The sequence below is a fragment of the Paenibacillus sp. FSL E2-0178 genome (assembly GCF_038593005.1).
Classification (GTDB): domain Bacteria; phylum Bacillota; class Bacilli; order Paenibacillales; family Paenibacillaceae; genus Paenibacillus_AQ; species Paenibacillus_AQ phytohabitans.
Genome location: NZ_CP151953.1, coordinates 7921335 through 7936530, shown reverse-complemented (window position 1 = coordinate 7936530; position 15196 = coordinate 7921335). Strand labels below are relative to the sequence as shown.

Genomic DNA, 15196 nt, shown 5'->3' with positions numbered 1-15196 from the left:
GGTTCACTTGAACAGGATCACGAATACCGTGGCAACGCCGCTGGATGAACCGCCCGCCGCTGCCCAGAGTACATTTATACGTTTGCTGCAGCTAGGCAAACCTTATACAGGCTGGTATATCATTCTGTGTGTTCTGGCAGCGGTCAGCTCACTCACAACTGTAGGTTTGGCTGAGTCCCTGCGGCGGATTATCAATGCGGCCACCAACCACAACACCTCCGGTCTGACAGCCGGAATGACCTTTGCTGCTGTCATCGTAGTTACGGATGCCGGAGTCCACTTTCTGAATACATATCTCTCAGGTCTGCTTGAGATCAAATCTACCTCGAAACTCCAGATGTCCATGCTGACAAGAATGCTGAATGTCCGGATGAAGGATCTGGACCGCTATCATTCCGCCGATCTAATCAGCCGGATGAATGACTCGGCTCCAGCCGCACAGCAGGGAATAAACCGGAAGACGATTGAACTGATCAGCAATCTGCTGCAAATCATTTTTCTGCTCACTTATCTGCTGTCTCTGCAATTTGCTCTGACACTGGGGACAATCATCATCTGTGCACTGGTTCCGCTGGTTATGCTCCCCTTCACCTCACGTCTCCGCACCATGAATGAGCAGCGTCAGAGCATTGAGAGCGCCCAGCAGGCATTCATCCAGGATTCGATGCAGGGCGCTGAGGTGGTGCGTGCCTTCTCCCTTGCTCCCCGTCTGCTCGGGCAGTTCACAGGCAGAGCCCGGCAATTCAACACCGTACACGTGCCCGTCTCACGGATAGAGGCTATAGGTTACAATATGCCGCTGGCCGTTATTCTGGGCGGATTACTGTATGTACTCTCCTATGGCGGCTATCTTGTAATTGGAGGGCGGATTGATGTAGGCGCCGTTGCTGCTTTTCTCATTTGCTTTGAACAAATTTCGAATCCGGTATCGCGGCTCGCCAACCTGTGGACAGAACTGCAGGCTTCGCTGGCACAGGGGAAGCGTTTATTTGAAATCATGGATTTAACCGAAGAAGGCAACAGCCCTGCTAATCCCGGTACCGCAGGGCAACTGGCTGAAGCATGGGATACCGTTAATCTGCCCGTTGCCGGACAGCAACCGATCATATTCAACAATGTCAGCTTCGGGTACGGACAAACGAAGGTATTAACTGAAACTCAGCTGCGGATTGAGCCCGGTAAGGTTACCGCTTTCGCTGGTGCCAGCGGGAGCGGCAAGAGTACGATTCTTCAGCTAATGCTTGCAGCTTATGTACCTGACGGAGGAAGCATTTATCACGGCAGCACGCCCCTACATACGATTCCTCCGCGCAGCTGGCGCAGCCGTATCGCCTATGTATCCCAGGAGCCTTATCTGTTCTCCGGAACTCTATACGAGAATATTGCCTGGGGACGGCCGGAAGCCTCCCGGGAAGAGGTGATAGCTGCCGCACAGAATGCAGGTATCCACGAGTTCATTATGCGGATGCCGCAGGAGTACAGTACTCTCATCGGTGAGCGAGGGCTTACCTTATCTGGAGGTGAACGCCAGCGTCTGTCGATTGCTCGCGCCTTCGTCCGTGAACCGGGGCTGCTGCTGCTTGATGAACCTACTGCTGCCCTTGACAGCCATAATGAAGAGATTGTCCAGCAGGCATTGAAGGCCCTGATGACGAACCGGACAACGGTCGTAGTCGCCCACCGGCTCTCAACTATTAAGTACGCTGATCATATCTACTTCATGGAGGCCGGAGCAATTGTTGAACAAGGGACCCATATGGAGCTGATGGCGCTGCAAGGTAAATATCACGCAATGGCCCAAGCGGGCGTTCAGACAGAGGCTGCTGCCGGAGGAGGACTGCAAAATGAATACTAAATCATCATCATCCGGCCGAATCCGGCTCGGGGAAGCCCTCCAGCGGCTGCTTCCTTATGTCAAGCCATACCGGCTCGGCTTTCTGGCAGCAATAGTGCTGCTAATGGCCAGGCTTGCACTGGATATCGGATTTGCTACAATTCAGCAGGTTTTCATTGATACGATCAACAACACGAACATGCAGTCACTGACACGGATAACCTTAATTTGTTCACTGGCCTGCTTCCTGATTATTCTCTGTCTTATGCTGCAGCATTACTTCCGCTTCACCGTGCACAGCCGGATGGCCTGGGATTTCCGGGCGAAGCTGTTTAACGCCAGCCACCGGCTGCCTTTCCGCCAGCTGGAAGCCATGCACTCCGGGGATCTGACCTCCCGGAATACCAAGGATGCCGGAGCGGCCATGGGGATGATTAGCAGTCTGGTCTACGATCTGGGTTATAATCTTCTGCTCTGCCTGGTTGCATTTCTGTATTTGGCCAGCATGGATGTCTGGCTTGCACTCCTTGCACTTGGAACGGGCCCCGTTGTCTTTCTGTCCGGCCGTTTCTTTGACCGCAGACTGCGTAAGCTGTTCACGGAAATCTATGCCCAGGAAGCCTTGCTGCGGGGAATCCTGCAGGAGACCCTCCAGGGGATGAAGGTTATCCGTTCATTTTCACTGGAGAATACGCTGCTGGGCAGGTATGCAGCTGAACGCGAGCAGTTGAACCGGCTGCAGAAGCAAAAAACTCTGTTAAACGCACTGCTCTGGCATTCTTCAGCCTTCATCAACAATGCAGTAATGATCAGCTGTGCGGTACTAATTGCCCGGTCAGCGCTCCGTGGGGAGACTTCGGCAGGGGAAGTGCTTGCCTTCATCATCCTGATGGGACGTGTTCAGTGGCCATTCGTCCACATGTCGCAGACTTGGGGCGGGGTACAGGAATCACTAGGGGCGGCTGACCGTGTATTTGAGATTCTTGATGCTCCCCGGGAAGGGGCAGCATCTGACGATGGACAGGATATTGCTACCGTATCCGCTGCGGTAGCCGCCGCTGAAGCAACCGCCTTGGCGGAAGCTGCTGCACTAAGCATACAGGGGCTGCACTACAGCTTCGCGGGACCCCAGTCCAGGGAGGGAACCTGTCTGAGCGGGATCCACCTTGAGCTGAAGTATGGCGAGACGGTTGCCGTTGTGGGCCCCAGCGGCTCGGGCAAGACGACACTTGTACGGTTGTGCTGCGGACTCTATGAACCGGAGGCCGGCAGTATTACCGTGTGCGGTTATAGTGTGCATGATCACCTGGAGGCGGCGCGCCGGAGGATCTCCTATGTGCCGCAGAATCCTTACCTGTTCTCCGGCAGCATCCGGGATAATCTCGCGTTCAGCGATGAACATGCCAGCGATGAAGAAATCCGGGAAGCTGCCCGCCTGGCAGGTGCAGATGAATTTATTATGCGGATGCCTGAAGGATACGACACGCTGATTGGTGAACACGGCTCTACTTTATCAGGCGGTCAACGGCAGCGCCTCGCCATCGCCAGAGCTTTTCTGCGTAATGCCCCGCTCCTGCTGCTGGATGAAGCTACTTCAGCACTCGACAACGAGTCCGAACGGCTGGTTCAGCAATCGCTTGACCTATTGATGAAAGACCGGACCACCCTCGTGATTGCCCACAGGCTCTCAACGGTAAGGGAGGCTTCGCGGATCATTGTTCTGGATCATGGGAGAATTGTTGAAGAAGGCACACATGATGCGCTCATTGAACAGGATGGGCTCTATGCGGAGCTGTATCATTTACAGTTTAGAACATCACCGGCTGAAGAATTGGAATCCGCATCCTATGCGAAATCCCTTACTTCAGTATTACCGGCATAACATCAGTTCTCCCGGGAAAACAAATCACAATTACAGACGAAGACCCCGAAAGTCCGTGTCACCACAGCTGCCGGAGTCTTCGTCTCTTTTCAGACTCAAATAGAAATGTTGTAAATTAACGGCTTGTTCACGGAGGAATGCTGCATTGTGTACAACAATTTGCGATTAGGGCTGATATTACAAGGGAATTGTTGTATTTCGCACAACACTTCCATCATTGAAGGTTGTGCGAAGCCCCTGCACTCTTATTTTGAAGCACCAAGCGGAATCGCCCCGCTGTCTCTGGCGTCTGTTATGATTTTGGAAGCGGCCACTTCCCCGTCCTCATCAAACCCTTCAATCTCAAACGGGACACCCGCCGTAACCGGCTGAAAAGCGAACCAAATCGTCCGGTCTGATCCGACTTTAATCAGCTTCGCTTCGGATGTATCCGTTCCTGCCTCCTTCTGCTCGACAGTAATATGCTGAATGGACGGGTTCAGAACATCTCCGATCACCATGGGAAATGGAGTCGAAATATGCTCCAGTTCAGGAAAACACATATAATTTATCGCAGAGCTCTCCGGACCTCCGCCCATTCCGTAGCCGCCTCCCCATACCCACTTCCATCCGAGCCAGGTTTTGCGGACATACTCTACTTGAAGATTACTGCTGCCTTGCTGCCCCGCCCGGGTAAGAAATACCAGCTCCCCTCTGGCTGCAGGCTCCTGATGAATTACAGTCATCGGGTCAGAGCCGCGGAACAGCCGGACAGCTTCTTCCGGACTTTTACCAAGTGGAATCTGGAGGGTCTGGTCCATTCCGAGTGAGCGGGACATCCGCTGGTCAGACCACCCGCCTGGTCTTTCATACATATACAAAAGTAAATAGAGTACGGCTACGGAAGCTAGAATCACTCCGGCAGCCATTCCCAATCTCCGGCTATTCTTCATGAATAATTGCATCCCCTGTCTCATGTGTTTGCGCTTACAATACCTTCCATAATACTATAGAATATTTCAGCGCAGAATACAAAAAAGCCCGTAGAGCAAGCCCCAAAGGGCCTGTCTACAGGCTGTTTGCAATCCATTCTAATATTGTAACTGCTATATTAGGTTCGAATTATTTAACTTCATTTGCTCCGGTTACTTTGCCTTCGATCACAGCAGTAGCCTTCACATCTTCACTTGCATAGTACAGGTTACCGTCGATAGTAGCATCCTTATACAGGTTGAATCCGTTAGCTTCTACATATACGTCGCCTTTGATTGTACCGCCTTGAACGCGGAAGTTCTCGCTCTGTACAGTTACTTTAGGTGCTGTCAGTGTGTAGGTAGCTGTAACCTTGTGGTCAGCATCCTGTGCATACAGGGCAAGTTTACGGTAGATCGCTGCAGATGCATCGCCTTTATCATGGAATTCACCGGCTACAACAACATCTTTGTCAACGGTCAGGTCGTTCAGGATGGCTACAATCCAGTTGCCGCTTTCGCTTACAGCAGCAGTGAAGGCATCTGCCTGGTTAACGATGGAAGCTGTTGTTACTGCATCAGTCTGCTCTGTGGCTGGAGCTGTTGTTGCTGCTGTACCTGCATTATTAGCTGCGTTATTATTATTCGATCCACAACCCGACAACAATGCTGCTGATACCCCTGCTACTACTAGAACTTTGAATAATTTCATTTTTAATTCCCCCTGTTTCTTTTAATTAACTTTATTATATATTAAAATTTTATGATAACAACGTGATAGTTTTCACAATATTGTGTCTTTTTTCACAAACAAGCATTATGATTATTTCACATCGTGCAAAATGCAGGCATTTCATGCTTATTTGTCTAAATTTGTTCGTGAACCTCCAGCGGCTGATCCTTTCAATTCTAAAGCTTCCCACTCCTCTCTAAGCAGCCCCATTCGAATAGAATCGTAGAACTGCCCATCGTAGTAACGGCATTTCCGGAGTCTCGCTTCCATCGTCATGCCTAATTTCACCCCGGTCCTGATCATCCGCTCATTCCCGGACCATGTGGTATAGCCTACACGGACCAGCGGATACGCATTGAACAGATGACCGATCCACAGTCTGAGAGCTTTTGTCCCGTAACCACTGCTCCAATATGCCGGATCATAGATGATAATACCCATTTCCAGCCAAAGGGATGGCTCATGTTCCCAATAGTAACTGACATCGCCTATAACCCCGCCCTCTACTTCTATTACCCAATTATTTCCGCATCCAACAATCTCCGCTCTGTTCCCATAATACTCTTCCCACGGAATCCGCTTGTGTTCGTAGTAAGGTGCATCCCATTTCTTCCACTCCGGTGCTTCCTCTTTGTGTGAGAGCTCCCACAGTCTGAATAGATCCCCTTCAGCTATCGGCCGAATCTGCAATTCATTATCCTGATACATAGATTTCCTCCGTTGCCGCTAATATTTTACATACTGATATTATATTAACTGAACTGCTGAAGCTGTTGCCGGTAGTGAACATTTATAATTAAGGAATACTGAATGTAACGGCTGCTGTAAACTTTTCACGGAGCTTAGCGTTGTATAGGGGAAGGGGGCAGGACATGGCCAAAGAAACCATTCATCACTTTCTGCAGCAAGCCGGAACTTTGCTATACCGGTATTTGAGGAAACGCGGACTCGCCCGCGAGGATGCTGAAGATATCGTTCAGGACACCTGTTATAAATACTTAATCTATCAGGATGGTATCGGCCCGAAACAAGTCATGGGCTGGATGTTCCGTGTCGCCACCAATCAGTTCTATGATCTCAAGCGAAAAGACAAACGCCATCCGGCGGTCGATGTTGACGATATCCAGCTTCTTTCTTTAACCCATCTGCCGGAGATCCAGCTGCTGAGGCGGGAAACCGCACAGAATATCCGCGACACGCTGTCTATGCTCTCTGAGCAGCATCAGGAGCTGCTGATTCTCAAATATGAGCTGAACCTTACTTATAAGGAGCTCTCGTCCCTGTACGGTATGAATGAGAACACGCTCAAGACTCATGTTACACGCGCCAAAAACCAATTCATCAAACATTATGGGGAGGATTATTAAATGGAACAGAATCATGAGCAGGACCCGTTTATATTCGGAGGGAAAGGGACTCAGCAGATGATCAAAAAAGCCAGACTCCGCTCCACCCTGAAGACCATTGGCATCATTGTTATCGTAACCCCGGTTATTCTCGCCGTTATCTGGTATGGCCTCTACCACTTGAGACTGAACCAGGGAGACAAGGTACAATCTGAGATTCTCTGGAAAAATGAAATCAGTGCACCCAATGTGCACATCAGCAACCAGTCGGTGAAATTAGACAGCTTTGGAGGCGAAACCTACAATCAGACTTACAAATGGCTGGGAAATAAACCTTATATCTGGCAGCCCATCGAGGAATCCTATAATCTGCTGGGCCACTCGACCGGCAGGTATGGCGCATTCGGAGCGATTTCTCTCCCGGAACAGCTGAGCGCAGCGTCCACACACCGTTACAACTCTGCCACCGGGGACCGGGAAATGATCTTTTATCATCCGGAGATTGATTATGATTCCTATGAGGACAGCATCAGCCAGCTGAAGCAGCTGGGAGACGATACACTTGTGGAGATGGCGTTGTCTTTTGACCAGGCCTATACGCTGGATAAGACGCAGAAGCTTCTGCCTGCCGGGATGCAGCCTGTCTGGTTATGGACGGATGCATATACTCCCTCTTATAAAAAATACCTGAAGGAAACGCGCCAGACCATCGCAGCTGATTCGATGATCATCTACGGATTTCATGGAGAGCAGTTTGCCCCCTACGGCGGTGTAAACTCCTTCATTAATAGTGTCGAACAGCTGCGGAAGCACGGCAAGAACTTCACCTGGGAAGCAGATCAGGTTCATCAGAGCCTGGCCGGGGATAATAATATTCTGGAACCGGATGATATCACAATTATTGGTGTAGTCGTAACCGGCACCGCTAAACAGCTGGAAGCTCTGCAGAATCAGGCTTATATCAAAGCCTCTACCTTCGGAGTGGTCTCTGATTCCATTACACTTCCTAATTAAGCTGTCATTCTAAGGTAGCTTCCCAGCCGGACGGTTGAATTGGACTTCTTCACTACAGCTTGAGATAATTAAGCCAATCTATCCAAAGATTACTGCAAATCCATAAAGCAAGGAACCCAGCAGTATGGGCAGCATGATATAAGACTGCCCGGATGACATAACGAAAGGACACAACTATGAACCTGTCAGCACTTTCCGACTCCCTAAAGCCGCTGAATCTGCGGAGCTGTCTGATCCAGCAGCAGGGCCGTCTGATCTTTGAACATTATAGAGATCAGCGCACTTCTTCCGAGATTGCCAAGATCAACTCCTGCACCAAAAGCATACTCTCCGCACTGGTCTGCATCGCGATGGACCAAAGCCAGCTTTCCGGTCCTTCGGCTTCTATCAGCGAATTCTTCCCGCAGCTCAGCCGCGACGCTGATACACGTAAACCGAAAATTACAGTCGGACAGCTGTTAACCATGTCGGCCGGCTTTCGCTGGACCGAATTCGGCGGAGCGAATTCCTTCCCCAAGATGACCCGTTCCTCCCATTGGGTGAACTATGTACTGGAGCAGCCGCTCGCGGATGAACCGGGAACCCGGATGGAGTATAACTCGGGGATCTCGCAACTGCTGTCGTCTATTGTGGTGCAGGCTTCAGGAATGAGCACAGCAAGATTCGCCGAGCAATATCTCTTCGGACCTCTCGGAATTACGGAGTATGAGTGGGAGACAGATCCCCAAGGCATCCATACGGGCGGCTACGGGCTGAAGCTGAGGCCCGCCGACCTGCTGAAATTCGGACAGCTCTATCTGCAGCAGGGAGTATGGGAGAATTCGCAGATTATATCCGGCGAACGGGTCGCATGTTCGGCGCAGCCGGCTCTGCCGGCTGAACCGCCCCGCCATGGCGGATACGGCTGGCACTGGTGGACAGATTCAATAACGGGTGATACAAGAACCGGGGGGTCTGCTGCTGTGGATTATTATTATGCACGCGGGTACGCCGGGCAATATGTGTATGTACTTCCGGAGCTTCAGGCCGTTGCCGTGGTGACCCAGGATAACAGACGCGGCAAAAACAACCCTCCGCCAGAGGTCTTCCGCGAGTATATTGTACCGCAGCTTATGAATCCAAGCGGACTTTAGCAGCCTCCAAATAAGCTGCCTCTCCGGTGAAACCAATCAGCTTCCCGCCTTCTTCACGTATGCTGAAGAAATCCCGGCTTGCCTGCGGTGCCTGCCGGAAGGCGGCTTCTACGCGTTCCCGCTCCAGTTGCGTAAGACCGGCCCGTTCACACCAGGAGGCAAATTCAAACGGCTTGGCCAAGCATATTAATGCTTCCAGACGGAAGCCGGAATGCTCCAGCCTCTGAATCCATTCCGATTTGGGCAGGGCACGGACATGACTGGGATCTCTCAGCTTCTCCACCTCATTATAGAATCTGCCCAGCGCTTCGTCCTCCGGCACAACATTATCGATCAGCTGGAGTCTTCCGCCCGGCTTCAGCACCCGGTAAGCTTCGGAGATGAAAGTCTGAACCTCCGGGAAGTGGTGGGCCTGCTTAGCTAGATTTAACTCTATTCCTTAATTTATGGGCAGTATACCACAAGAGCGGGCACAGGAGGTTAAAGAAGAATACGTTCAGATACCAGACTTCATTAAGCTCGGCAATCACGGAAGGATTATCCCAGACATTCATCGCCAGCGGAATACTGGCCAGGGCCAGTGGTATCAGGAGTCCGGTATGCTGCTTAAGCCCGAATAACTCCGCACAGCCGTGAGCAGCGATATAGAGGGTAAGAATCAGGCGGTAAAAGATAACGATAAACCAGATCACCGTAACCACGGTTTCACTCCGCTCATAGAATCCGCCGATGGTGACCGTTTTGGCCGCAAACTGGCTTACATAAGGCATATTTGGAGGAAGACTTTCTCCGAGCACCATGATAATTAGTGCCGTAAGTAATACTAAGGTGATGCCGGTAATCCACGTGCTGTGGATCAGTGCCTTTTGATAAGCTTGTTTATTCTTCATCAATGGGACCAGGAACAGACTTAACGCAACCTCACTGTTGGGATAAGCCATGAAATTTATTGTACCTTCAACAACAGGATGAACACCCTTCTCAAACACAGGCAGAAAGTTGCTCCAGTCCGCCCCATATATAAGTGAGAGCAGCAGCATTACCAGCAGTACCAAAGCAATGGGAAAGGTAATCTCCGTGGATCTGCACACCGCGTTAAACCCTTTGTACAGGCAGTACACCAGTGCGAACAGGATCAGCGCGTAAATCGCCGATGGCGGCGTTTCTATAAACAGATCATTGCTGGTAAAGTCACCTAAACTGCGGAGCGTCAAAATAAAGATCAGAAAAGGCACAAAAAACAGGTATAACGCCAGCATGGTTTTTCCGGCTGTTTTGCCCAAAGTACGTACTAAGTATTGCCCCATGGTGTCGCCGTTCATTTGACTGTATATGGCTACAAATAACGGGATGATCAGCATTTGAAACAGCATGCCGAGCAGGATGGGAGCCCAGGCGTCTTTTCCCGACAAACCGATCATCATCGAGGGAAGCCCGAGAAGCGCACTCCCCCAATAATGCAGCGCTAACAGCATAGTCAACTGGCGGGAGCTCATCTGCTCTTCCCCTCCTCTTTGCAGTCAGATTCCCTGGGTCAGCCAGTTCCGAATAACCGGTTCACTTGCCCAAGCAAGCTAATGAACGGCCTTAGTAAATCCGGGATGATCCAGTTCTCCGCTAACATAATACCTAATCCGAGTGCGATAGCATACAGGCTGTAGACAATCACTTTATCCCGGACATTTGCCCGCTTCCCCCGGAACCGGCGGATCTGCCATGCCCACAACAGCACATTAGCTGAGATCAGAAAAACACTCATGGCTCCTCTTCCTTCAATGGAGGATTCACGATCCTTCCTCTGCCCTTAATGGTATAATCCATAACCACCTTCACATCCATCTTGCTAAATTCCTCATTCCATTGATTATGCTTGCTGGCCCAATACGCGGGATACTTCTTATGAAACTTAGTGCCGAAGCCGAAAATATCCACACCAAAATCGCTCTGCACTTTGCGGATACCGCCGGCAATCAGTTCCTGTGTGCGTTTCGCAGCCTGTGTCTTCATCATGTCCAGTACTTCACGGTTGTTCAAATCGAGACTGCATTCCACCTCTGCAATATTGGCTTCAATCGTTATCTTAACCGTGGCAGAGGGTTGTCCATTATGAAGCTTAGGGATAATCCTGGATTTAGCTTGCAGGACCTCCATCACAAAAGTCCCCGCTTTATCCGGACAATCTACCTTGCCCACCGTGGATTTTACTTTTCCGGTCACATAGTTATAGGCTTTGCTGTCATTCTCATTCAGCCAGCCGAGCAGCACATCATCCTTCATCACCCCGATGCCCCGGTACTCGAATTTCAGCGGACTGTTGATAGATTCCACATTTTCTTTGGTTTTGCCCTTTTCCAGGTTGCCTACCAGATGAAGACCGGTTAACACCGCCTCCTGCCCGTCCAGATCAAACCACTTCATCAGGTCAAGCAGACGCACTGCGGAGGTGGGTGCCCAATTCTTCTGGGAACCGTTCAGAGAATCATACAGATCCCTGGCCGGGAGACGTTCAAGAGGAGTCATAATAGACAAGGCATCGTAGGCACTGCCGTCCCGGACGATGGCAACATCAAAGTCCGGCCGTACTTCATGATCCCTGAACAGGAAATCGAGCGGTTTACGGATTCCGTCTTTAGCCATAGCTTCATCGAGTAAAAGCATGCTTAAATGCGATAAATAAATTTTACGCGGCAGCTTGGTCGTTAATTTGCGTAAAGCCTCCATAATCGTAGCTGCTTCAGTATCAACCACAAGGGCTGGAGGACCTCCGCTGCCTCCGCTGCTGGCAGCGGCCAGACTGGGTGCGACAATCTGCACTGTTACCCGGTACCCCTTGTCCGTCCGGTCAATGCCAAGACCGATGGCTACAGCCAAATCCCCCAGTTCCTTACGGCTCCAGCAGCCGGACAGCGCCGTTACCATCACGGCCAGCGCACAGATCAGCATTACCGGTCTTCTCATCATTAGACTCCATCCTTGCTGCGTTTATTCCGCGGGCTTGACCAGTAGGGGCTGCGAAAGACGCCATCTGCCTGTTCTTTTCTGAGATAAGGGGCATAGGGGCGCATATAAGGGATTCCCACAGACTGCAGGCTGCATAAATGCACGACAAGAATGAGGAATCCGACGGTTATCCCGTAAATGCCGAAGGAAGCAGCCGCACCCATAAACAGGAAACGGATCATCCGGATGGAAATAGACATATTGTAGGCGGGAATGACAAAGCTTGATATCCCGGTAATCGCAACTACAATAACCATCCCTGCCGAGACAATGCCGGCATCCACCGCAGCCTGTCCTACGATCAGCGTCCCCACAATGGATACAGCCTGGCCGATGTTGCGGGGCATGCGGATTCCCGCTTCCCGTATAATTTCGAAAGTGATCTCCATCAGAGTTGCTTCAACAAAGGCCGGAAACGGTACCCCCTCGCGCTGAAACATGATACTCAGCAGCAGCCGTGTGGGCAGCAGATCCTGATGGAAGGTTGTGATGGCGATGTATAGACCGGGAGCAAAAACACTGATGATTACAGCGGCAAGGCGCAGGACCCGAACCAGACTGGAAAATAGATAAGGCTGATAGCTGTCCTCCGCAGACTGGATAAAATCTATAAACAGGGAAGGAACAATCATTGCAAACGGGGTTCCGTCAACTATAATAGCTACTCTTCCTTCAGCCAGCCCTGCGGTAATGCTGTCCGGCCTTTCCGTGTTAAGAATGGTAGGAAATACGGTGTATTTGTTTCCCTGCAGATATTCCTCGATATATTCGCCTTCGAGTACCATTTTCAGTCCGATCTCATCGAACATCTCCGCTATTCTATCCAGGACCGGCTCATCTGCCAGACCTTCTATGTACAATATGGAGACATCGGTTTGAGTGACTTGCCCCACGGAGCGGGTAACAATTCTAAGCCGCTCATCCTTCATTTTTCTGCGGATCATGGTAATATTGGTCCGGAGGTCATCCGTGAAAGCCTCCTGCGGTCCCCGGATTACGGTCTCTGTTTTGGTTTCTCCGATGCTTCGTTTCTCATATCCCTGAATGGCAAGAGCGAGCGCTTCATCATAACCGTCAATGAGCATGAGCAGGCAACCGGACAAAATATCTTTAACCGCACCTGTCATATCCCCGGTGATTCTAACCTGCCCTGCGGTCAGGATCTGATCGCTGAAGTACCGGGGCAGGCTGTATCCCTCCGGGACGGGCGGAGCTGACTGAATGGCCGGAATAATCGATTCCTGCAGCACTTGACTGTTCACCATACCATCCAGAAATATTAATTGAATTACACATTCCCTCTCCAGGCTGCTCCAGTCCAGACGAATGGACCGCACGCTGACATCTGAGCTGGCGCCTAATCTATGGCAGATCAGTTCCGTATTGATGAAGGCCTCACGGCTGAGACGCTGGAGGTGGGGGTCATGCGGTTTACGGGACTCCTGATCATGGAATTTCATGCTGATGTCTCCCTGCTGCTGATATCTCTTCCTTATGGAGTCTAGTGTTGCCTAACAGGGTTTATTTCTAAACAAAAAACTCCATTTCAGCCGCACTGGCGAAATGGAGTAGCTTATGTATATACGCATAAATCCCCGCTGCCTGATTACTTGAGGCACGGGGATTTATGTGTTAATTCCTGTATTCACTTCAATCATTTCCTCCTGCTAACAAAGCCATATCCCTGACATGGTGATTGTTCAAATTTCATGTTACCGTGTTGCCCGTTCGCTCCTCTTCGGAGTGTTGCTCCATGTCCTGCATATGGGGTGGATTCCCGCGTACACGATTTCACGAAAAACGTTTTCACGGACGTTTTTCCTGCTGTGAAGAATCGTCTTAGTACGCTTCGCTAACCTTTTTCAACGGAATCACGCTCTTTCTTCCGCAAGATTACTCTTGCTTGAATGAATAGCTTTGGTTCATCTTCAAAGATTTGCTCTTGGGTTCCCGCATACCCACGATCTGCCAGAAGATGTTATCATCCACCTTCCTCATCAGCAGCCGATTCCGGCACGCTTCGCTAACGCTAGTACATCGGGATTCTCTCCTTTCCTTCATTCATTGCTAAATTTAGGAATGAGGCAATCACCTGTGGTTACCACCTGTGGATTGTTGCTGTGGCTCCTTTGGTGATGTCTACATTATACACCGGAAATGATAAAATTTAAAACTTCAAAAACCTGCATATCCCGTCATAATCCCTGAAATTCCCTGCTATTTATAAGCAGAATGCCTATGCCTAACGATTACTCTTTTTAGGGATAATTTGCTCCTGCTTGCTGGTTTCATGTCATGTATGCGTTATCATTGCAGGTTGTCTAATGATTCCTGGGACCACAAAAAAAGCCGGAAAGCCGCACTGCTGCCTGCTTACCGGCCTACTTTTACATGGACAGACTGTGATTGTTCTTCCTGCGGTTCAACACAATCAGCAAATAGATGCCAAATAGCAAATAGAGAATATTCAGAATGGACACCAGCAGAAGCTCATGCTCCACATTCTCATTGCTGACCATCGCCAGTGCATCATAGATGAAATGGAAGCCGATCAGCGGAATAATATTGTTGCCTGCCTCAATCAGCAGTGCGAGGACGAAGCCCAGCAGCAGCGCATTGGCTACCTGGAGAAGTGTGCTTATGATATCTTTTCCGCCAAGCGCGTTGGCCATATGTAGAACACCAAAGAATACAGATGAGAAAACAATATAAAAAACAGGTCCCTTATGCTTCAGCTTATCTCTGATAATTCCTCTGAAGATTGATTCCTCCGTGTATCCCACCAGCAACGTCATGATCACGATACTGATCACCTCAGCCGCCGTCAGCTCCACATTGATTCCACTCATAAGCGGCTGAGCCACTGCAAGAAGCAGCATTGGGATGTAGAACAGCACAGGCCTGGCCTGCTTGGCCTCAAGCTTGCGGAAGCCGAAGCTTACCAGCGAGGAATCCTTTCTTTTCATATATACCGTAACGATAATAGCCATAACCAGGAAGGCGCAGGCCTGGGCATTGCGGACTCCCATATCCCCGAACTCCTGAATGCTAGCTACTGCGGATGCTACGGATACGAGCAGGGTCAGGACAACCCCAAGCATCAGCGAGAATATAACCGGATGTCCTTTTGCAGCGGTGTTCTTCATTTGTTAGCTCCTTTATGTAGTTGGTTTCATCATTGCCATTCAAGGACAATAATGGATTTATTGTAAACGATCGCTTGGAAATATACTACAATTTTCACTGCGGTTATCAGGCTTCAGTCCATCACTTTACCTAATATTCCAGTGGGAAATACGGCTGA

Annotated in this window: 14 protein-coding genes; 5 read left to right on the top strand and 9 right to left on the bottom strand. The window is 50.2% G+C overall.

Annotated features, from left to right (window positions below):
* Positions 1-7: 7 nt before the first annotated feature.
* Positions 8-1855 (top strand): ABC transporter ATP-binding protein, encoded by a 1848-nt coding sequence (locus MHI42_RS34185; protein WP_342422059.1) that lies wholly within the window; start codon positions 8-10, stop codon positions 1853-1855.
* Positions 1845-3716 (top strand): ABC transporter ATP-binding protein, encoded by a 1872-nt coding sequence (locus MHI42_RS34180; protein ID WP_342422058.1) that lies wholly within the window; start codon positions 1845-1847, stop codon positions 3714-3716. Before MHI42_RS34185 ends, MHI42_RS34180 begins: the two co-directional genes overlap by 11 nt.
* A 245-nt stretch (positions 3717-3961) precedes the next feature.
* Here MHI42_RS34180 and MHI42_RS34175 read toward each other — a convergent pair whose 3' ends face one another.
* The 3 genes from MHI42_RS34175 to MHI42_RS34165 form a co-directional block, all read right to left on the bottom strand.
* Positions 3962-4648, bottom strand: a complete 687-nt coding sequence (locus MHI42_RS34175; RefSeq protein ID WP_342422057.1) for a hypothetical protein — start codon at positions 4646-4648, stop codon at positions 3962-3964.
* Between the two features lie 169 nt (positions 4649-4817).
* A complete protein-coding gene (locus MHI42_RS34170) occupies positions 4818-5378 on the bottom strand; it encodes a polymer-forming cytoskeletal protein (protein ID WP_171716236.1) in 561 nt (186 codons plus the stop codon).
* A 147-nt stretch (positions 5379-5525) separates the two neighbouring features.
* Positions 5526-6107, bottom strand: coding sequence for a GNAT family protein (locus tag MHI42_RS34165; RefSeq protein WP_342422056.1), 582 nt, complete (start codon positions 6105-6107; stop codon positions 5526-5528).
* A 164-nt stretch (positions 6108-6271) separates the two neighbouring features.
* Here MHI42_RS34165 and MHI42_RS34160 point away from each other — a divergent pair, with 164 nt between their 5' ends.
* From MHI42_RS34160 to MHI42_RS34150, 3 genes are all read left to right on the top strand, one after another.
* Positions 6272-6766: a sigma-70 family RNA polymerase sigma factor gene (locus MHI42_RS34160; RefSeq protein WP_340986450.1), complete on the top strand. Its 495-nt coding sequence runs from the start codon at positions 6272-6274 to the stop codon at positions 6764-6766.
* Positions 6767-7759, top strand: coding sequence for an anti sigma factor C-terminal domain-containing protein (locus MHI42_RS34155; RefSeq protein ID WP_342422055.1), 993 nt, complete (start codon positions 6767-6769; stop codon positions 7757-7759).
* A gap of 176 nt (positions 7760-7935) precedes the next feature.
* Complete coding sequence (locus tag MHI42_RS34150) at positions 7936-8892, top strand: serine hydrolase (protein WP_342422054.1); 957 nt, start codon at positions 7936-7938, stop codon at positions 8890-8892.
* On the opposite strand, the gene MHI42_RS34145 is transcribed toward MHI42_RS34150, so the two are convergent.
* From MHI42_RS34145 to MHI42_RS34120, 6 genes are all read right to left on the bottom strand, one after another.
* Positions 8870-9328 carry a methyltransferase domain-containing protein gene (locus MHI42_RS34145; RefSeq protein ID WP_342424854.1) on the bottom strand — a complete coding sequence of 153 codons (459 nt, stop codon included), beginning with the start codon at positions 9326-9328 and terminating at the stop codon, positions 8870-8872. The two genes, MHI42_RS34150 and MHI42_RS34145, sit on opposite strands and share 23 nt — an antisense overlap.
* Positions 9309-10388 carry an endospore germination permease gene (locus tag MHI42_RS34140; RefSeq protein ID WP_342422053.1) on the bottom strand — a complete coding sequence of 360 codons (1080 nt, stop codon included), beginning with the start codon at positions 10386-10388 and terminating at the stop codon, positions 9309-9311. Before MHI42_RS34140 ends, MHI42_RS34145 begins: the two co-directional genes overlap by 20 nt.
* A gap of 38 nt (positions 10389-10426) precedes the next feature.
* Positions 10427-10651, bottom strand: coding sequence for a hypothetical protein (locus MHI42_RS34135; RefSeq protein ID WP_171716241.1), 225 nt, complete (start codon positions 10649-10651; stop codon positions 10427-10429).
* Entirely contained in the window at positions 10648-11853 is a 1206-nt protein-coding gene (locus MHI42_RS34130) for a Ger(x)C family spore germination protein (RefSeq protein ID WP_342422052.1), read from the bottom strand. Before MHI42_RS34130 ends, MHI42_RS34135 begins: the two co-directional genes overlap by 4 nt.
* Entirely contained in the window at positions 11853-13352 is a 1500-nt protein-coding gene (locus MHI42_RS34125) for a spore germination protein (RefSeq protein ID WP_171716243.1), read from the bottom strand. The genes MHI42_RS34130 and MHI42_RS34125 overlap by 1 nt, the downstream gene beginning before the upstream one ends.
* A gap of 927 nt (positions 13353-14279) precedes the next feature.
* Positions 14280-15038: a CPBP family intramembrane glutamic endopeptidase gene (locus tag MHI42_RS34120; protein WP_342422051.1), complete on the bottom strand. Its 759-nt coding sequence runs from the start codon at positions 15036-15038 to the stop codon at positions 14280-14282.
* Positions 15039-15196: the final 158 nt, after the last annotated feature.